The organism is Thalassospira sp. ER-Se-21-Dark (assembly GCF_017922435.1).
Lineage (GTDB): Bacteria > Pseudomonadota > Alphaproteobacteria > Rhodospirillales > Thalassospiraceae > Thalassospira.
Genome location: NZ_VDEZ01000002.1, coordinates 418046 through 436379, shown reverse-complemented (window position 1 = coordinate 436379; position 18334 = coordinate 418046). Strand labels below are relative to the sequence as shown.

The window sequence follows — 18334 nt, the reverse complement described above, 5'->3', positions numbered from 1 at the left end:
CTGATGAAATGTTATAATATATCATTTTCTGACGCGCCGAACGTCAAAAGTCAACCACCATCGACCGGAGCTTCCCCATGACGGGCTCAAATGCACTGATTGCCGACAAACTGAAATTCAACGAAAACGGCCTGATTCCGGCAATCGCCCAGCAATATGACAGCGGCGAAGTCCTGATGATGGCCTGGATGAACCGCGATGCCGTGCTTGAAACCCTTGAAACCGGCCGGGTGTGTTATTTCTCGCGCTCCCGCGGGAAACTGTGGCGCAAGGGTGAAAGCTCCGGTCAGGTGCAGAAACTTGTCGATTTTCGTTATGACTGTGACATGGATACCATTCTGGTCGAGGTCGATCAGATTGGTGTGGCCTGCCACACCGGACGGCGCAACTGTTTCTATTTCGCCGCCCGCGATGGCAAGGAAGTCGTGATTTCCGAACCGGAAATTTCGACCGAAGAACTTTACGGCAAGAAATAGGCCCCCGCCCCAAATCCCACGCCCAGTGCAAAAGACCTGATTGATCATGGCCCTTTCCAACGAACAGTTTGACCGCATCGCCACAACTGTCATCACCGGCTTTCTCGGCAGTGGCAAGACCACGCTTTTGAATGTCCTGCTGACACAGGATGGCATGGATAAGACGGCGGTGCTGATTAACGAGTTCGGTGAAATCGGGCTGGATCATCTTCTGGTGCGCGAAGTTTCCGAAGATGTGGTGCTGCTCAATTCCGGCTGCATTTGCTGTTCGGTGCGCGGTGATCTGATTTCGGGTCTGCGTGATTTGTTTGTCAAACGCACGCGCGGTGAAATCCCGGAATTTGATCGGGTGATCATTGAAACCACCGGCCTTGCCGACCCGGCCCCGATCCTGCACACCCTGATGACCGACCCGCTTCTGACCACCAAGTTCCGCCTTGATAGCGTGGTGACCACGGTCGATGCTATCCATGGCGCAGGCCAGCTTGATAATCATCCCGAAAGTGTCAAGCAGGCCGCTGTTGCCGACCGCATCCTGATGACCAAGGCCGATCTGGCCGATGAGGCGACGCGCACCGTACTTGAAACCCGCCTGCGCGCACTCAATCCGGCCGCCCCGATCTATCCGGTGGTCAATGGCGACATTGCGGTTTCAAAACTGTTTAATGCCGGGCTGTATGATCCGGCGACCAAAAGCATGGATGTGCAGAAATGGCTGCGTGATGAAGCCTATCAACAGCATGGCGATGACCATGCACATCATCACGACGATCACGAGCATCAAGACCATCATGATCACAGCCACGACGTCAACCGCCATGACGACCACATCCGGTCATTTTGCATCACCTTTGACGAACCGATCCATTGGGATGCCTTTGTCACCTGGGCCGAAATCTTTACCCAGATGCGCGGCGAAAGCCTGTTGCGCGTAAAGGGCATCCTTAATCTGGTTGGCGAAGATGCGCCTGTCGCCATTCATGCCGTGCAGCATGTTTTCCACCCACCCGCATCGCTGCCCGCATGGCCAAGTGACGACCACCGGTCCAAAATTGTCTTCATCACCAAGGATCTCGGGCCCCAGGTGATCCGTGAATCGCTTTATCACCTTAATGCCGCCGTCAGCGAAACCAATGATGGCAACACGGTCAAAGAATAATCGACTGCGTTTGAGCCACATCAAGGATCATCGCCGGTGATTGCGGCAATCTCGTCCTTGGCTTGATACAGCCTCACTCTAAGTCCTGAACTTCGGGCGACCCAAGAATTTGGTCGCCCTTTTTCTTTGCCTGAAAATCCCCAGCCGCACACGGGTCAGCCCCGGGCCTCTCGCCAATTGCACAGCCCGTACCATCCTGATGTACAGGTTGCGATCGGCGACATCCGCACTAAATCTGGCGCAAATCGGGCAAACTGACACCGGATCGTCATTTGCACATGACACCACGAAGACCCAAAATCACAACAATCAAACGAAACAAGGGGGTACACCAGTATGATTTACCGGAACTGGCAGGACACTAAAATCCCGGCCCTTGGCTTTGGGACCTACGAGCTTAACAACGATGAAGCGGCGAAAATGATCGCTGAGGCCGCCAAGATCGGCTATCGCCATTTCGATACCGCCCAGATGTATCACAACGAACAGGGCGTTGGTCAGGGCCTGAAAAATTCCGGCCTTGCACGCGATGACTACTTCCTGACCACCAAGGTCTGGTACGACAAATTCCAAAGCGGTGATTTGCAGACCTCCGTGGTCGAAAGCCTGCGCAAGCTTGATATGGACCATGTTGATTTGTTGCTTCTGCACTGGCCCAATGATGACGTGCCGCTTGAAGAAACCATGGCAGCCTTGAACGAGGTCAAAAACCTTGGCATGACGCGCCTGATCGGGATTTCAAACTTCCCGACTGCCCTGATTGATCAGGCCGTGTCGCTAACCGATGCGCCGCTGACGGTCAATCAGGTCGAATATCACCCCTATCTTGACCAGTCCAAGGTGCTCGAAAGCGTTCGCGCGCATAACATGCTGCTGACGGCTTATTGCCCGATTGCACGTGGGAATGTCATGAAGGACGCAACACTTAAGGCCATCGGTGAAAAATACGGCAAATCCCCCGTGCAGGTCACACTCCGCTGGTTGCTGCAACAAGACAGCGTCATGGCAATCCCGAAATCGGGTTCGCCCAAAAATGCCGCGGCCAATTTCGATATCTTTGATTTCGAACTTTCGGAAAACGACATGGAAGCAATCCATGATCTTGCCAATCCAAACGGTCGCCTGATTGATCCGTCTTTCGCCCCGGAATGGGACAAGGCCGCCTGATCACCATCCGGCTTAACGGCGAACAAACATACAAAATTACCAAGACCGGCTTGCTTTAAGCCGGTCTTTTGCGTTTGGCGATGCCGTTACATCAAAAACACGCGATTTACGCCGCGATCTTGCCCACGGCTTGTTTCGCACTTGCGAAAAGCGTATTTTAATTCAATCTAATCAACCAACTGGCAGCAAACCGCTTATGAGCACCGCAAACACCAACGGTAAAACCGACCCGGCCGCAACCAGCGAAACACCCAAAAAGGACGATATCGCCCATCGCCCGTATGAGGATGTGCTGGCCCTGTTGCTGGGCACCATGGTGGTGTCGCTTGGCGTCACGCTCTATAGCGAAAGCATCCTTGTCACCGGCAGTACCGCCGGGGCCGCGCTTTTGATTGAACATGCCACCGGGCTGTCATTTGGCGTGATCTTCTTTGTGATCAACCTGCCGTTTTACTGGCTGGCGTATAAGCGCATGGGCAAGGCCTTCACCATCAAGACCTTCATCGCCGTTGGTCTGGTCTCGGCCTTCTCTAAGTTGACCCCCATACTGGTGGAGTTCAACACGCTCAACCCGATCTATGCCGCGGTTGCCGGGGGTGCGCTGATGGGGATTGGCCTGCTCATGCTGTTTCGCCATCGCGCCGGCCTTGGCGGGGTCAATATCCTGGCCCTCTATCTGCAGGAAAACTTCAACATCCGCGCCGGTTACTTCCAGCTCGCCGTTGATATGGTGATCCTCGTCTGCGCCTTCCTGACCCTGCCCTTCGAAAAGGTCCTGCTCTCGATCCTGGGCGCTGTCATCCTCAACCTGATCATTGCGCTGAACCACCGTCCGGGACGGTATTTGGCGGCAAGGTAATATCGCCCCGAGCAGCCGAGCTACTGATTATTTGCAGTCAAAGATTGGCTTATTGTTTGATAACTCTCATAACACGCTGTGCGGATGGCGCTCTCTTTTGCCGTTATCGGGAACCGCTGAGTAACAGCCCACAGTAATAAATTGCTGTCTATACGCGTAAGACCTAGCCCCTCTCCTGCACCAAGTATCGCCGAGCACATTTTCTTTGCTTCTGCTGGCAACGTCTGACTTGTTGCGGCTGCGACGTCCTGAAGTCTGGTATTGAACTCAGGGGAAGCCAACAGATAGCTGTAGATTGTAGTATTATCAGACAGCGGATACCCAAGAACCCGCTCAGGAGAGAGCTTAAAGTCTGCCGGAATATCCTTTACTTGAACTTGACAGGTCACTGCTTGTGAGTTGCCACTTGCAACTCTTCTTGCTGGGATGAACAAGGAGCGCGTTGGACAGTCCAATGACACATCCCAACTGCCAATTTCCATAGCGTCATTCAGACCATTGCTATCAAGATTTCTGGGCAACCTGAGTTGGACTGAAACAATGGGCGTGTCCGGCAAGAATTCATGCAACAAGCTGTCTGAAAGAACTTTCTCACTCAAGCTTTGAGAGAACAATTTACCAAGAGCGCTATCCCAGATTTTTGCTTCTTTATCTGCCGAGTTTTTCGTAAACGTTGTAAGCAAGTCGGACTCAGGAGCAATAACCTTAGTTGCCTCCCTCGCCACGTTAAGTGCACTCTGAATGATCTGGCTATCTGCACTCTTAGAACGCGCCAGCTCGACGCCAACGCTAATTTTAGAGCCTGCCCGAATGCGGACCAGTTTGTTTACGGACTGACCATAGATGTCGGTGGACCACGCTTCGCCGGTTTCGCTGTTACTAATGTGGGACATTGCGACAACCGGTACTACCGAAGAAAATGCAGGACGTTCTCCGCTGATATCCACTCTGAAGGTCAAATTGGCCGAAAGTGTCTTCCCGACAAAGAAACGCGCAATGGCGTTTCGTCTTTCGGCATCATAGTTCCGATCAACGCCTAGTCCGCTGGGGGCATTGCCAAGCGTCTTGGCTGTGACCCTAACTCGGGTATAGGTATCATCCCAGAAGTCCACAGTCTGCCCAGAAGTGTTCCTTTCAACTAGGATGTGCGGCGTAACATTCAAGACTCTCTCTTGCGCTCCCGAACTCAATTGACTTGGTACAAGTGGAGCCTGCTCAACGTTAATGGTGCTGCTGGTCGTCTCAACTGCAACGCTTGGGGGTGATGTTTCAGACGGGGCACCGGCCTCAGAAGAGACAAGTTGTGAACTACTGCAACCGGACAACAAAATGAGTGCAACCAATGGCAAACTGCGCATCCCAACAACCTCCGCTTAAGCAGGTAAAAGCAATTGCACAGCATGAATATAAAGGAAAATTAAATCAACCATAGATTGATAGATGCAGAGTGATCAGTTCTACTTTTCGCTTCCTAAAGTTTGGCGTAGGCCGCCAACTATTAAGATCGAAATCACACTTTTTCTGGAGACTACGCAACAGTCATAACTGATTGGCCAACTGCCAACCAAATTAGCCAATTCCAGATTGTTTAAATGAAGAAAAATGGCGATCCCTGCAGGACTCGAACCTGCAACCTACAGATTAGAAGTCTGTTGCTCTATCCAGTTGAGCTAAGGGACCGCTGGGTGGGGTGGTTACGAACCCCGGGGCATGGCATTGGGCGCCTGCCCGATATGATTTCAGGATTTAACGTCCCCTGTCAGACGAAACGGGGCGGAAATCCGCCCCGAGAATTGGTCAAATACCGATGGCAAGTGCCAGATCAGACGACGCGTTTGAATGCGAAGTTGTCGGCATAGGCCTTGAGCTGAAGTTTGCGCGGCTTCGGCATTTCGATGTCCGCGATCAGCTTGTGCTTGGCGGCAAACGCCTGCGCTTCTTCGAGGGTTTCGAAATACATGCGGACCTGACCTCGGGTGTCGGTCGAACCGATCCAGCCCATCAGCTGATCCGCGACCTTTTTCGCACCCGGTTCAAATTCCATGACCCAGTGCTTGGTCGCAGCCTGACCGGACTGCATGGCGTTCTTGGCAGGTTTGTAAACACGGACCTTCATCGGGACCCTCGTCTTGACCTTCGGGATAAGATGATGATGGCAGTTAAACGGGTCTCTCTAACCCCTGCTATCAGTTCATCTTTTACACCTTTTATCGTGACTTGGAAATCCCGTTGGGCATCCGAAAAACGATAAAAGGGGAAATGGTCGGGAAGGCGAGATTCGAACTCGCGACCCCCTGCTCCCAAAGCAGGTACGCTACCAGACTGCGCTACTCCCCGACGCGGATGTGGATTTAGCACCATCTTGCTGGGTGGGCAAGACCGCATTACGTGTTTTTCTCGAAAATATGACACAAAAACCGACGCAAAAACCAAAGGCCGCAGATATCACCTGCGGCCTTGCTATTGCTGATTGATTGTGTGGCGTGTCGATGGCGTGGCCTAGCGCGGCAGTCCCTCGACCTTTTCACCAACCTCAAACCCCATCCGGTCAGACGAGCCACCATTGAGTTCAAGCACAAAGCGCACAGGCCTTGGCGACGGAATGATGGTTTCCGATTGCGGCACGGTGCGTTTTTCAATACCGACAATCGTGCCGTCGGTTGCAATGAACAGCATATCAAGCGAGATAAAGGTGTTTTTCATCCACATCGAAATGTCGCGTGGTCCGCCGAAATCAAACAGCATTCCGGCGTCTTCAGCCATTTCGGTACGGAACATCAGGCCGCGTGACCTTTCTTCGGGTGTGATGGCCAGTTCAACATTGAACACTTCGCCATCAACAAGAAGACGCGACCGTTCATAACCGGTTGCCTTTGCATTCAGCCCGGCAACAACCGCCGCGCTGACAAAGCACACAACCAAAGCCATCTGAAAGAACGACTTCATACCCCATATCCTCTTAGTCTTTTGACGCGCTCCCGGACCTCGTCCCGGATGGCGCCACCCCGCCATGGATCCGCAAGCGTTGTGAACAACTCACTTGCCGGCTGTCTTCCACGACTATGCGCCCATTTTATGACACGCAGGATATTTTCCGCTGTGATGGGTAACACATCAGGTATTTCGATCCCGTTAATGGTTGCCCACACCCCGGACCAACAGCGTGCAACGCCATATGGACTATATCCTCCGCCGCCAAGAACAAGGCTTCGGGGCGCCAATCGGGTCATCGCCCCCACGACTTCCCAGATCGACTGATTGCCCAAAAGCTGTCTGGACAGTGGATCCTCTGCAAGAGTATCACATCCACATTGTAAAACAATAGCTTGGGGTGTAAAACTTAATCCAAGCGGAATCAAATATTCAAAAAGAATGAAACGCATCTCGTCATCATGCATGCCGCCCGGCATCGGAAGGTTGCGCGCCATGCCGCCTGCAATGTCATCAATTGCGCCGGTCTTGGGCCACAGGTCTTCCTGATGGATGGAGACGGTCAGAACACGTTCATCCTCGGCAAAGGCAATCTGCACCCCGTCGCCGTGATGGGCGTCAATATCAACATAAAGCACCCGGTCCAACCCGCTATCGAGCAAGGCATAAATACCCAGAACCGGATCGTTGAAGTAACAGAACCCCGATGCCCGATCGCGCAAACCGTGATGGGTGCCCCCTGCCGGATGATGAATGATCCCGCCATCCTTGATCAGGTTGGCCGCCATCACCGATGATCCGGCGGCAGTCGCCGGACGCCGGAAAATTTCCGGATAGATCGGATTGCCATTCTTGCCCAGACCAAACCGCTCCATCATCTCGACGGGCAGCGCTTGATCGCGCTCGGCCTGCATGACGGCGGCGATATAGTCCGGGTCATGGAACCGCGCGAGCTGGTCGGGCGTTGCCACCGGCCCTGTCAAATAGGTGGTTTCATCCACCCAGCCCAGCGCATGCACCATATCAACCACCAGCGATACACGCGGGATCGCCAGCGGATGCTTGGGACCATAGCTTGAGCCACGATAAATCTCGGCCGCAATCATGCGCGGGGCAGGACCGGCAATACGGTGGTCAGGTATCTCGTCTGAAAGGATCACAATGGCACGCAAGGCAGATTTGGTTGCAGTGCCGAAAGCATTGACCGTTTCATGATGCTCTTTCAAGTTCTGTTTTGTGCAATTCCAGGCTCAGGACCTAGGGCCTTGCACTTATGATCCGGATGCTTTTGGGCTAAACACCTGATTTCATCGACATAACCGGTTGCAAGGCAATTGACGGGCACCCTGACTTCTCGCAATCTGCGAACACTGCCAAATCGCCCTTGCTGTCACCGACCTGAAAGGCTGTGCCGTGCCATCGCCCCGCCGCATTCGTTACCGCCGCCTTGTCAGGGTGGCGATTGTTCTGTTTGTGCTGCTTGTTGCTGTTCCCGGAAGTCTTGCACTAATCGGATTGTCTGACTTTGATATCAGCAACCGCCCGACTGAACAGATCAGCTTTGCACACGAAGATGCTGTTCTGTCTGGCAGCCTGATCTTGCCAGATGCGCAGCATACAGGCCCGATTGCCCTTCTGCTTCATGGCGATGGTCCGCAGGACCGCTTTGCGGGCGATGGCTATTTACCCCTGATCAATGCCCTGCTCGATCGCGGGATCGGCATTTACAGCTGGGACAAGGCCGGCGTCGGCGAAAGCACGGGAAACTGGCGTTCGCAATCGATGAATGACCGCGCAAACGAAGCCGTTGCGGCGTATGACGCAATCAAAACGGCCCATCCCGGAAGCCGACAGCAAATCGGCTTTATCGGTTTTTCCCAGGCGGGCTGGGTGTTCCCCAAAGCGTCGCGGATGATCCCGGACAATGCCTTTAACGTCATCATTGGCGGGGCGGTGAACTGGCAAGACCAGGGTGATTTTTATACACGCCAACGCCTGCTGGCAGGTGGCGCAACAAAAACCGATATCACCCGTCAGCTCGAACGCAACCACGTCCGGGACACCGTGATCTTTGCGCCCGATGCAAGTTACGAAACCTACCTTGCAAATACCAATGATCCGTCACCGATGGCATCGGACCGGTTCGGATTTGTAAAACGCAATATTGCATCTGACGCAAAAGCCGACCTGGCACAGATTGAAACACCAACACTTGCCATGTGGGGGCATGATGATCTGAATGTGGATGCAAAATCCGATGCGGACATCTATCGCGATATCCTGATCGGTCGACATCCTGAAAATGAGGTGGTTGTCATCCCCGATGCCACGCACGGGCTGCTTAGAAGCAATTTGTTTAACTACCAACTCATTAGCGAGATGCCGACATCCCGCCAAATGCTTTATGTCGCCCTTGGCCGGTATGCCTATGCGCCCGGTACGTTTGACAAGATCGCAGGCTGGATCAAGCAGGTGGTTGCCCGCCCCTAACCCGACGCCCGAAGATCAAATTGCAGGGTGATTGACGCTTCGACCCCGTACGGATGACGCAAGGAACCAATGTAACCTATGCTGCGCAATTTGGATCACATCAGGACACACTTGCGCGTGGCCGAATGATCTTGCCACTTTTGCGCTGTTCAAAAAGATGCGCGATCCAGCCTGCCATGCGCCCAACGGCAAAAATACCAAGCCCTGCCCCCTTCGGCAGACAAAGTTCGCGTTCAATCAAGGCCAATCCGAAATCAAGACTGGGATTCTGCCCGGTATTTTGCGCGACCTCATTTGCAATCCGCGCCCAGAAGGCATCGCCAGTCTGACCACAGGCCTGCATGAGTGCACGGGTTCGCGGATCGCCATCGGGATAGAGCGGATGACCAAATCCCGGCGGCACATAATCGGGATCAATCTTGCCACCAGCTTTTTCGACCTGATCCATCCATGCCCGACATCTCGGTGTCAGGCCGCCATGACGCGCACCCGACAGGGTCGACAACCCCGCCATCAGGGATGCCGGTATGGTTGCCCCGGCCGATGCCGCAACACGCACGGTATAGGCCGATGCATTAAGCTCGTGATCGGCACAAAGTACGAGGGCCCGACGCAACAGGTCCGGCGCATTTTCATGATCTGTCCATGCATTTGCCAAAACCAGATGGATCGGGCTTTTCCCGTCGTCTGAGACTCCGGCTGCGGCCAAGGCGCCAAGCCGAACAATCCGTGCCGCGCTCGGACGACCATCACCACGGGGCGATCCGGTCATAAGCTCAGCCAGCATCGCCACCATACGCTGCAGCGCCAGATCATGTTTGGCCGGAACAAAGTCCGGCACGGCATTCAACACAGGATCGCATCGAAGCCCGGCCAAAAGACCGGCTGCGTCCTCAAGCGTCATTGTGCGGGACAGTTCGACGGCGTTTTGACCGCGATAGTAAAACTGCCCATCGGCAATGCGGGTGATGTCCGACATTAGGATCGGCTCCCCCCAATCAATGGTCGAGGCCGCAACAGATTGCCGTGACCGTCCACGTCGTTTGCGATCATGCAGTTTGGCGACATCGCGCCGGTCATACAGGCTTTTGCGTGCATCACCCGGATGGGCAACAGCACGCACAATCCCCCTACTGACATAGGCGTAAAGCGTATCGCGCGATATGCCGACCTGCGCGCACACATCCGCTGCCGACAATGTGCAGAATGATCCGTCATCGAATTTTTTCATATTGATTATCTTGATCAAGATTGACGGTTTGTCCAGTCCGGCATGATGCTTTGGTCATTACTGGTTCCGCCCCTTGATAAAGGAAACGCCATCATGCCCAACTGTTTCACACCCCAGATCGCCAATGCCCTTGGCCTATCTGAAACACCTGAAATCACGACCATCGGCACAGATGCCTTACCGTCCTATTTCGCAGTCACCGAACTCGCCTGTGCAAGCATCGGGATGGCCGCCGCGACGATTTCAAACTGGCGCGCCCTTGAAACCGGATCAGACGCCCCGATAACGGTTGATCAGCGACTGGCGTCGAAATGGTTTAATATGACAATCCGCCCTCAAGGCTGGACATTGCCAAACGTCTGGGACCCGCTGGCGGGCGACTATCGAACGCGTGACGGGTGGATCCGGTTACATACCAACGCGCCACATCACCGCGCGGCGGCACTTTCTGTTCTGGGCGATTACGAAACCCGCGATGATCTGGCGATGGCTGTGCTGGACTGGCAAAGTGATATGCTTGAAAACGAAATTGTCGCGGCGAATGGCTGTGCCGCAACCATGCATAGCCTTGCGGAATGGCAGGCACATCCGCAAGGAATATCGATCGCCACCGATCCACTGATCTGCTGGGACCAGCACGCAAACACCAATTTCACCCCCGCGTCAATTGACCCGGCCCGCCCGCTGCGTGGCATCCGCGTTCTTGATCTGACCCGTATCTTGGCCGGCCCAGTCGCCGGGCGTTTTCTGGCAGCATTTGGTGCGGATGTGTTGCGCATCGACCCGCCAGGCTGGGATGAAGGTGCGGTCATTCCCGAAGTCACACTCGGCAAACGCTGTGCGGGACTTGATCTGCGGGACCGGGAAGACCGCAAGCTATTTGAAGAACTGATTAGCGGTGCTGACATCTTGCTGCATGGCTATCGCCCTGACGCCCTGCCTGAATTGGGGTATGACGCCAAAACGCTGCGTGCCATTAACCCGGCGCTGATTGATGTGACGCTGTCTGCCTATGGCTGGACCGGACCGTGGGCCAAACGACGCGGGTTTGACAGCCTTGTGCAAATGAGCTGCGGCATTGCCGATTGGGGGATGACACATTCAGGTTCTAAAAAGCCCCTACCGCTTCCGGTACAGGCGCTTGATCACGCGACGGGATATTTGATGGCGGCCAGCGCAGTTCACGCCCTGATCCGCCGCGCCGCCCATGGCGAGGTCACAACCGCCCGCCACTCATTGGCCCGAACAGCACATATGTTAAGCAAGACAGCAACGCCTGACTGCATTGGCATGATCACCGCGGAAACAGATGCCGATACTGCCCCAGATATGGAAGACACAGACTGTGGCCCGGCGCGACGCATCGCCTTTCCGGTCAGTATAGCAGGAACACCGCATCATTGGGATCATCCGGCGGGAAAGCTGCATCGTCATGGCGCGCACTGGTAAGCTGTGATCAGGATCAAGTCCAAGAACTGTTACAAAACTTGACGGCAGCGATTTGTCTGCGCATAGTCCCCTGATCTCCGGGGGGGCCGATCGTAAATCGGCTGAGAGGTTCGGTGTTGCCGAACGACCCTTTGAACCTGAACCGGTTAAGACCGGCGTAGGAAGGATCGAATGCGCAGCACAGAACACGCGCCCCAGATGGCGCAAAACAATCCAACCAGATTTGATATTGCGCTCCGTGCGGCCCGCGTGGCTTTCAACGGCGCCGATATTTTCCATGATCTTGACCTGACCTTGCAGGCGGGCAGTTTTACCTGTCTGCTCGGTCCAAGTGGTGTCGGCAAAAGCACGCTTTTGCGCTATTTCGCAGGCCTCGTCGAAGGCGATGTTAGCGGTACCATCACCTGTTCGGACAAGATCGCGCTTAACGGTCGGGTTGCCTATATGGCGCAACAGGACCTGCTCTTGCCATGGCGCAGTGTTCTTGAAAATGTCGTACTCGGTGCTGTTCTCCGCGATGAAAAACCCGATTATGAGAAAGCCTCACATTTACTGACCGAAGTCGGATTGCGTGATGCGGCAGACCTGCGCCCGGCTGAACTGTCTGGTGGCATGAAACAGCGTGCGGCCCTTGCCCGCACATTGATGGAAGATCGCCCGGTCGTTTTGATGGACGAACCGTTCTCGGCGCTTGATCCGCTCAATCGTCTGCGTTTGCAGGAACTGGCCGCACGGGTTCTGCGCGGCAAGACGGTGTTGCTTGTGACCCACGACCCGCTTGAGGCATTGCGCCTTGGCGATCGCGTTCATGTCCTGACCGGCAGCCCGGCACAATTGCAAGATGCCATCACGCCCAAGGGCCAAAGCCCGCGCAACATTGCCGACCCCGAAATCCTGGCACAGCAGGCCGAACTGCTCGGCCAACTCGGTGCCGAGCGGTCGGAGGGCGCGGCATGAGCACCCAAAACAATCCTCATACCAATAAAGCACTGTCGGAGCACCGCTGGCTGATCCTTGCGCGGCCGCTGATTATTATCTTTGCGCTGATTGCCACCTGGCAGATGCTGGTGATTGTAACCGGTGCACCGAAATACATGCTGCCACCGCCAGCTGACGTTTGGCATACCCTAGTCGCGCGTCATGCCGTCCTGCTTGATCATGCGAAATACACCATTGCTGAAACCGTGATCGGCCTGTTTGCCGGTGCCGCCCTTGGCACGCTGGCCGCGATCCCGATGGCGCTGTTTTCGCCGGTGCGTTTCTGGCTGATGCCGATCCTGTTGGTATCGCAGGCCATTCCGTTCTTTGCCCTGGCGCCGCTTCTGGTTCTCTGGCTTGGCTTTGGTCTGGCATCCAAAATCGCCATGGCCGCATTGATCATTTTCTTCCCGGTGACGGTTGCGTTCTTTGATGGCCTGTCACGGACGGAAACCGGCTGGCTTGATCTGGCGCGCACCATGGGGGCAAGTCGTTGGCGACTTTTGACCAATATCCGATTGCCCGCAGCCCTGCCCGCCTTTGCATCGGGTTTTCGGGTCGCCACCGCCGTTGCCCCGATCGGGGCGGTGATTGGCGAATGGGTCGGGTCCAGTCACGGGCTGGGTTATCTGATGCTGCATGCCAATGCGCGGGTTCAGATCGATATGGTTTTTGCCTGTCTTCTGATCCTTTGCGCGTTTTCGATCACGCAATATTTCATTGTCGATCGCGTGCTGCGCGCGGCCCTGCCCTGGCAACCCGACAGCCTGAAACCGGTTCGGTAAGACACGACACGCCTGCCTGTTTGGCAGCTTCTTAAATCTTCATACTATTTATTTGGCGCATCTTACGGAGGTTCATCCATGTCACGCCTTAAATCCATGATCACCGCGACCGCACTGGGCGCACTTGTTCTTGGAACGTCTTCAACCGCCTTTGCGGCGGACAAGCTGGTCATACTTCTTGACTGGTTTGTGAACCCCGATCACGCACCGCTGATTGTTGCCAAGGAAAAGGGCTTTTTTGCCAATCATGATCTGGATGTCGAACTGATCGAACCATCCGATCCGTCGGCCCCGCCGCGCCTTGTTGCTGCCGGTCAGGGCGATGTTGCCGTGAACTATCAGCCACAGCTTCATGTTCAGGCCGCAGAAGGCCTGCCCCTGACCCGTATCGGGACACTGGTTGCCACCCCGCTTAACAGCCTGATCGTCCTTGAAGACGGCCCGATCAAGGAAATCGCCGATCTGAAAGGCAAGAAAATCGGTTATTCCCTGGCCGGCTTCGAGGATGCGCTTCTTGGTACCATGCTGGGCAATCATGGGGTTTCGATTGACGATGTTGAGCTGATCAATGTGAACTTCTCGCTTTCGCCGTCGCTATATTCCGGTCAGGTGGATGCGATCATTGGCGGCTATCGCAATTTCGAGCTCAACCAGATGGAAATCGAAGGCAAACCGGGCAAGGCATTTTATGTCGAGGAAGAGGGCGTCCCGCCCTATGACGAGTTGATCCTGACCGTGCGTAACGACAAGGTCGATGACCCGCGTTATGCCCGCATGCTGGCCGCCCTTGAAGAAGGTGTTCAGTACCTGATCAACCATCCTGATGACAGCTGGCAGGCCTTTATTGCCGCCTATCCGAACCTTGATGATGAACTCAATATCAAGGCATGGGCCGATACCCTGCCACGCTTTGCACTGCGTCCGGCCGCCCTTGATAAGGCGCGCTATGCCCGCTTTGCCGATTACATGGTCAAACAGGGGTTGATCACCGAAACCCCGGCGCTTGAAACCTATGCAACCGTGATCGAATAAAATTCAGTCCCCCCTGCTTTCGCAAGGCTCGCCCCAGCAACTGCGAAAGCATTGGTCTGCACCCCGCATGGGCAGACCAGCAAGAAAGGCCGGAATGTGTGTCCCGCGTTCCGGCCTTTCGCTTGCGCAGGTCAAATTCCCAGTTACCATATGGTCACCCGTACAAAAAGCAGAATGGCGACCACATTCAAACCGGATCAGGACCCAAAAGTGCCGCAGCAAACAAAACCAGCCCATCACACCGATAGCGGCTTTGAAAACCGTCACCCCCTGCCCGATCCGGTCAAACGGTCGTTCTGGCATTTCCTGAAACGGCGCTATTTCGGTGATTACAACTGGCCGAAGGCCAAGCATCAGGTCGGTAAAATCCCGACCGAAACACCTGATCATGACGCCATCCACAACCCGGACCCGAGCCGCCTGCAAGTCACATGGGTCGGCCATGCCACGGTTCTGGTGCAATATAGCGGGCTTAATATCCTGACCGATCCGGTGTTTTCCGACCGTGCATCACCGTTCAAGCGACTTGGTCCGAAACGCTATACCCGACCGGGCCTTGCCATCGACCAGTTGCCCAAGCTTGATCTGGTGTTGCTGTCGCATAATCACTATGACCATTTCGACCTGGCCAGCCTGACGCACCTTGGCAACGCGCCGGGTTATGTCTTGCCGCTGAAGAATGGTGCACTTCTGGAAAAGGCGGGCATTCGTGCTGATCGTTATGTCGAACTGGATTGGGATGAAAGCCATCATCACGATGATCTGAAAATCACCCACGTGCCATCGAACCACTGGTCAAGCCGCACCACCAAGGACCGCAAGGAAATGCTGTGGGGTGGCTATATCCTTGAGTTCGGCGATGGCTATCGGTTCTATTTTGTCGGCGATACCGGCTGGAACGAAGCCCTGTTTACGGAAATGGGCGCGATCCACGGCGGGATTGATTTTGGCTTGATCCCCATCGGGGCCTATGACCCGCGCGACTTCATGCGCAATGCACATTGCAACCCCGAAGAAGCCATTCAGATCATGCAGAAAATGGGCGTCAAACAGGCGCTTGCCATTCATTGGGGGACGTTTGTTCTGACGTCTGAGCCGGTGGATGAGCCGCCGGTCCGGTTGGCCGCGGCCCGTAAGGATAGCGGGATTGCAGATGGCGATTTCGTTGCCCCACCAATCGGCGCCACCCGGTTCTTTGATGGCAAAGCCGCACCCGCATCGACAACCACGCAAAAGGTCGAGCATACGGCGTCTGGCTCATAGCAGCCCTATCAAGTTCGGTTTGGTGGTTTTTCAAACTGCATGCTAAGCATCAATGATTGCGTCACAAAACCGTAACATTGGTCGCCCCGCCATGAGTTTGACTGTCTTTCTTGCTGTAATGGGTGCTGCCCTGATGCACGCCGTGTGGAATGCACTGGTCAAGGGCGGCTCGGACAAATTGATGAACATGACGGCAATCGTGCTGGGCCATACGCCGATTGTACTGACCCTGTTGCCGTTTGTTGACCTTCCTGCCCCCGAAAGCTGGCCTTATCTGCTGACCTCCGTCGGGCTTCATATCGGCTATCAGTTGTTTCTGATCCTGGCGTATCGTTTGGGCGATCTCAGCCAGGTTTATCCGATAGCACGCGGGTCTTCGCCGCTGATTGTTGCGGCAGTGTCCGCGTTGATCATGGGGGTTACCCTGCATGTCAGTGAGTGGCTGGCGATTGTAATCATCGGGGTCGGCATCATCAGCATGTGCATAACGCGACAAGCCGATGGCCTGCGTAACCGCAATGCTGCCCTTGCCGCGATCATCACGGGTTGTTTCATCAGCAGCTATTCACTGGTAGATGGCACCGGTGCAAGGCTGGCTGGAACGGCGCTTGGCTATTACAGCTATCAGACGATTGGCAACGTTGTGATCTTTGCCGTGATCGTGACCTTCATGCGCCCGCGCATCCTTGCCGATATCGCGCGATCTGGAAAAAAGGTCTTTGCGATTGGCGGCACCGCATCCTTTGCGGCCTATGCCACTGTGATGTGGGCCTTTACACAGGCGCCGATCCCGCTTGTGGTCGCCCTTCGCGAAACCGGCATTGTCTTTGCCCTTCTGATCGGGGTGTTCTTCATGGGCGAGAAGCTTAATCTTGTGAAGCTGTCCTCAACCATGATGACGCTGGGCGGGGCGATTATCCTGCGTCTGGCACGCAGCCTGTAACCGCCCTTGCCCAATATCAGTTTCAGAACACGCGATCAGACCCGTGTCCGCGGAACACGGCGGGTGCTGTCTTCGAACCGGGCAAGTTCCATGCCCTTTAGCGTGATGGATGGTTGCCCTGTGGTGATCCAGTCGGCCAGCACCTTGCCCACCACCGGCCCCATGGCAAACCCATGGCCCGAGAAGCCAGATGCGACAAAGAAATGCCTGGGGTTGTCGAACTGATCGATCACCGGCACGGCATCCGGGGTGACATCAATGTCCCCCGCCCAGGTATCGACGATGCCGACTTTCTTGATCTGTGGCAGGACCTTTTGCAGATTACGCATCGCGTTTTTAACCCGCACCTCATACGGCTGTGCCTGATTGGTGCGTCGCCCGATCATGGGTTGCCGTGATGCATCCGATCCCGGCAGGCGATCCACCAGATCATCAAAGAACCGCTTGTTAAAGTGGAACTTGAAGGTCGCCCAGTTATCAAACAGTCCCGGCATGAAATCACGGGCATACTTGAACCGGCCCAGTGTCAAATCAATGTCGGTCATGAATTCATCGGCGATATTCATCGACCCATCTGCGCGTTGACGAAACGCCAGACCAGCCGCCAGTGTGCCCGCGGCCGAGATATCAGGCACGGGTGTGGTACGGATCACCGTCCCGCGTGTGGTTTGCTGCGGCAAACGCCGCCCGAACTTGGCGACGAATTTATGCGTCGCAGCCCCGGCAGCACAGATGACGTATTTGCATTTGATTTCGCCCTGTTCGGACACCACCGAACTGATCGCGCCGGCCTCTGTTTCAATCGAAAGCGCGCCGCAGCCCTCGGCAATCACAGCACCCAATTCACTGGCGCGCTTGGCAATTGCCGGGGCTGCCTTTTTCGGTTCGGCCTGCCCGTCTGAGGGCGTGTAGATCCCGCCAACACCCGGTGTTGTGATCCCCGGTGTCAGTTTTTCGACCCCCTTGGGGTCAAGGACCTGGGTTTCGATGCCAAAGTGTTTGGTGTCGTTAATCCAGCCTTCGAATTCCGACATTTCCTTGTCATCGCGGGCAACAAACAGCACCCCGCCCTGACGCCATTCCAGATCGGCATTCAGTTCCTTTTCAAGACCTTGCCAGATCTTGTTGCATTCAATCATTAATGGCAGTTCAACCGGGTCACGCCCCTGTTGGCGGACAAAACCCCAGGCACGACCGGACTGGTGTGACGCGATGGTATCCTTTTCCAGAAGCACGACTTTCATGCCGGCCTTGGTCAGGTAATAGGCGCAAGATGACCCGTGAATGCCGCCGCCGATGACAACGACGTCGCATTCCTTTGGCAGGGTGATTTTGGGATAATTCGTCATGTGGGGACCTAAGGTCAGGAGTGGTTAATTTGGTTCGAATAGTCGCTCAGATTTGTGCGGATACGCGGAGCCAAACCGATGGAAGATATTTATCTTTCAAGGTTTTGCAACAAAGTAGCCCGTGCAAATCTGAGCGATCCGAAGGACAGAATTTATATTTGCAAACTCCGACGTCAAACCCCTTGAGCGGGATACCAACCCGCCCAGCGGGATTTTTCTTAG

At 55.1% G+C, this 18334-nt stretch carries 17 protein-coding genes, 2 tRNA genes and 1 riboswitch; of the genes, 11 read left to right on the top strand and 8 right to left on the bottom strand.

Features of this window, described 5'->3' with window-relative positions; genetic code table 11:
- Positions 1 to 77: 77 nt before the first annotated feature.
- The 4 genes from hisI to FHI25_RS09660 all read left to right on the top strand — a co-directional run bounded on the left by hisI (position 78) and on the right by FHI25_RS09660 (position 3661).
- Positions 78 to 476, top strand: coding sequence for a phosphoribosyl-AMP cyclohydrolase (gene hisI / locus FHI25_RS09675; protein WP_210517183.1), 399 nt, complete (start codon positions 78 to 80; stop codon positions 474 to 476).
- 46 nt (positions 477 to 522) lie between these two features.
- The gene (locus FHI25_RS09670; RefSeq protein WP_210517180.1) at positions 523 to 1635 is read left to right on the top strand and encodes a GTP-binding protein; all 1113 of its coding nucleotides are present in this window, start codon (positions 523 to 525) and stop codon (positions 1633 to 1635) included.
- Positions 1636 to 1971: 336 nt separating this feature from the next.
- Positions 1972 to 2802, top strand: coding sequence for an aldo/keto reductase (locus FHI25_RS09665; protein ID WP_210517176.1), 831 nt, complete (start codon positions 1972 to 1974; stop codon positions 2800 to 2802).
- A gap of 196 nt (positions 2803 to 2998) precedes the next feature.
- On the top strand, positions 2999 to 3661 hold the full coding sequence (locus FHI25_RS09660) for a YitT family protein (RefSeq protein WP_210517173.1): 663 nt from the start codon (positions 2999 to 3001) through the stop codon (positions 3659 to 3661).
- Between the two features lie 20 nt (positions 3662 to 3681).
- On the opposite strand, the gene FHI25_RS09655 is transcribed toward FHI25_RS09660, so the two are convergent.
- From FHI25_RS09655 to FHI25_RS09630, 6 genes are all read right to left on the bottom strand, one after another.
- Entirely contained in the window at positions 3682 to 5019 is a 1338-nt protein-coding gene (locus FHI25_RS09655; RefSeq protein ID WP_210517169.1) for a hypothetical protein, read from the bottom strand.
- A gap of 245 nt (positions 5020 to 5264) precedes the next feature.
- Positions 5265 to 5341: transfer RNA gene (locus FHI25_RS09650), tRNA-Arg, on the bottom strand.
- Between the two features lie 142 nt (positions 5342 to 5483).
- Positions 5484 to 5777 (bottom strand): ETC complex I subunit, encoded by a 294-nt coding sequence (locus FHI25_RS09645; RefSeq protein WP_063089999.1) that lies wholly within the window; start codon positions 5775 to 5777, stop codon positions 5484 to 5486.
- Positions 5778 to 5921: 144 nt separating this feature from the next.
- Positions 5922 to 5998, bottom strand: a tRNA-Pro gene (locus FHI25_RS09640).
- Between the two features lie 162 nt (positions 5999 to 6160).
- Positions 6161 to 6607 carry a DUF192 domain-containing protein gene (locus tag FHI25_RS09635; RefSeq protein ID WP_210517166.1) on the bottom strand — a complete coding sequence of 149 codons (447 nt, stop codon included), beginning with the start codon at positions 6605 to 6607 and terminating at the stop codon, positions 6161 to 6163.
- A complete protein-coding gene (locus FHI25_RS09630; RefSeq protein WP_210517162.1) occupies positions 6604 to 7818 on the bottom strand; it encodes an acetoin utilization protein AcuC in 1215 nt (404 codons plus the stop codon). Before FHI25_RS09630 ends, FHI25_RS09635 begins: the two co-directional genes overlap by 4 nt.
- A 187-nt stretch (positions 7819 to 8005) precedes the next feature.
- Here FHI25_RS09630 and FHI25_RS09625 point away from each other — a divergent pair, with 187 nt between their 5' ends.
- Positions 8006 to 9082: an alpha/beta hydrolase gene (locus tag FHI25_RS09625; protein WP_349237997.1), complete on the top strand. Its 1077-nt coding sequence runs from the start codon at positions 8006 to 8008 to the stop codon at positions 9080 to 9082.
- A gap of 100 nt (positions 9083 to 9182) precedes the next feature.
- On the opposite strand, the gene FHI25_RS09620 is transcribed toward FHI25_RS09625, so the two are convergent.
- Complete coding sequence (locus FHI25_RS09620; RefSeq protein ID WP_210517159.1) at positions 9183 to 10313, bottom strand: citrate synthase; 1131 nt, start codon at positions 10311 to 10313, stop codon at positions 9183 to 9185.
- Between the two features lie 93 nt (positions 10314 to 10406).
- Between FHI25_RS09620 and FHI25_RS09615 the strand changes: the two genes are divergently transcribed.
- From FHI25_RS09615 to FHI25_RS09590, 6 genes are all read left to right on the top strand, one after another.
- Entirely contained in the window at positions 10407 to 11762 is a 1356-nt protein-coding gene (locus FHI25_RS09615) for a CoA transferase (protein WP_210517157.1), read from the top strand.
- 69 nt (positions 11763 to 11831) lie between these two features.
- Positions 11832 to 11943: riboswitch (TPP riboswitch) on the top strand.
- The gene (locus FHI25_RS09610) at positions 11934 to 12719 is read left to right on the top strand and encodes an ABC transporter ATP-binding protein (protein WP_210517155.1); all 786 of its coding nucleotides are present in this window, start codon (positions 11934 to 11936) and stop codon (positions 12717 to 12719) included. (Overlaps the previous riboswitch by 10 nt.)
- Positions 12716 to 13525, top strand: a complete 810-nt coding sequence (locus FHI25_RS09605; protein WP_210517153.1) for an ABC transporter permease — start codon at positions 12716 to 12718, stop codon at positions 13523 to 13525. The genes FHI25_RS09610 and FHI25_RS09605 overlap by 4 nt, the downstream gene beginning before the upstream one ends.
- Positions 13526 to 13603: 78 nt before the next feature.
- The gene (locus FHI25_RS09600; RefSeq protein WP_210517151.1) at positions 13604 to 14557 is read left to right on the top strand and encodes an ABC transporter substrate-binding protein; all 954 of its coding nucleotides are present in this window, start codon (positions 13604 to 13606) and stop codon (positions 14555 to 14557) included.
- 210 nt (positions 14558 to 14767) lie between these two features.
- Positions 14768 to 15820: an MBL fold metallo-hydrolase gene (locus FHI25_RS09595; protein ID WP_349237996.1), complete on the top strand. Its 1053-nt coding sequence runs from the start codon at positions 14768 to 14770 to the stop codon at positions 15818 to 15820.
- A 91-nt stretch (positions 15821 to 15911) separates the two neighbouring features.
- Positions 15912 to 16763: a hypothetical protein gene (locus FHI25_RS09590; RefSeq protein ID WP_246879021.1), complete on the top strand. Its 852-nt coding sequence runs from the start codon at positions 15912 to 15914 to the stop codon at positions 16761 to 16763.
- A gap of 35 nt (positions 16764 to 16798) precedes the next feature.
- Here FHI25_RS09590 and FHI25_RS09585 read toward each other — a convergent pair whose 3' ends face one another.
- Positions 16799 to 18112 carry an FAD-binding oxidoreductase gene (locus tag FHI25_RS09585; RefSeq protein ID WP_210517145.1) on the bottom strand — a complete coding sequence of 438 codons (1314 nt, stop codon included), beginning with the start codon at positions 18110 to 18112 and terminating at the stop codon, positions 16799 to 16801.
- Positions 18113 to 18334 lie beyond the last annotated feature (222 nt).

Excerpts from the sequence above, each read along its gene's own strand:
- hisI (WP_210517183.1), top strand. The coding sequence starts at position 78 with ATGACGGGCTCAAATGCACTGATTGCCGACAAACTGAAATTCAACGAA.
- FHI25_RS09670 (WP_210517180.1), top strand. The coding sequence starts at position 523 with ATGGCCCTTTCCAACGAACAGTTTGACCGCATCGCCACAACTGTCATC.
- FHI25_RS09665 (WP_210517176.1), top strand. The coding sequence starts at position 1,972 with ATGATTTACCGGAACTGGCAGGACACTAAAATCCCGGCCCTTGGCTTT.
- FHI25_RS09660 (WP_210517173.1), top strand. The coding sequence starts at position 2,999 with ATGAGCACCGCAAACACCAACGGTAAAACCGACCCGGCCGCAACCAGC.
- FHI25_RS09655 (WP_210517169.1), bottom strand. The coding sequence starts at position 5,019 with ATGCGCAGTTTGCCATTGGTTGCACTCATTTTGTTGTCCGGTTGCAGT.
- FHI25_RS09645 (WP_063089999.1), bottom strand. The coding sequence starts at position 5,777 with ATGAAGGTCCGTGTTTACAAACCTGCCAAGAACGCCATGCAGTCCGGT.
- FHI25_RS09635 (WP_210517166.1), bottom strand. The coding sequence starts at position 6,607 with ATGAAGTCGTTCTTTCAGATGGCTTTGGTTGTGTGCTTTGTCAGCGCG.
- FHI25_RS09620 (WP_210517159.1), bottom strand. The coding sequence starts at position 10,313 with ATGAAAAAATTCGATGACGGATCATTCTGCACATTGTCGGCAGCGGAT.
- FHI25_RS09615 (WP_210517157.1), top strand. The coding sequence starts at position 10,407 with ATGCCCAACTGTTTCACACCCCAGATCGCCAATGCCCTTGGCCTATCT.
- FHI25_RS09610 (WP_210517155.1), top strand. The coding sequence starts at position 11,934 with ATGCGCAGCACAGAACACGCGCCCCAGATGGCGCAAAACAATCCAACC.
- FHI25_RS09605 (WP_210517153.1), top strand. The coding sequence starts at position 12,716 with ATGAGCACCCAAAACAATCCTCATACCAATAAAGCACTGTCGGAGCAC.
- FHI25_RS09600 (WP_210517151.1), top strand. The coding sequence starts at position 13,604 with ATGTCACGCCTTAAATCCATGATCACCGCGACCGCACTGGGCGCACTT.
- FHI25_RS09590 (WP_246879021.1), top strand. The coding sequence starts at position 15,912 with ATGAGTTTGACTGTCTTTCTTGCTGTAATGGGTGCTGCCCTGATGCAC.
- FHI25_RS09585 (WP_210517145.1), bottom strand. The coding sequence starts at position 18,112 with ATGACGAATTATCCCAAAATCACCCTGCCAAAGGAATGCGACGTCGTT.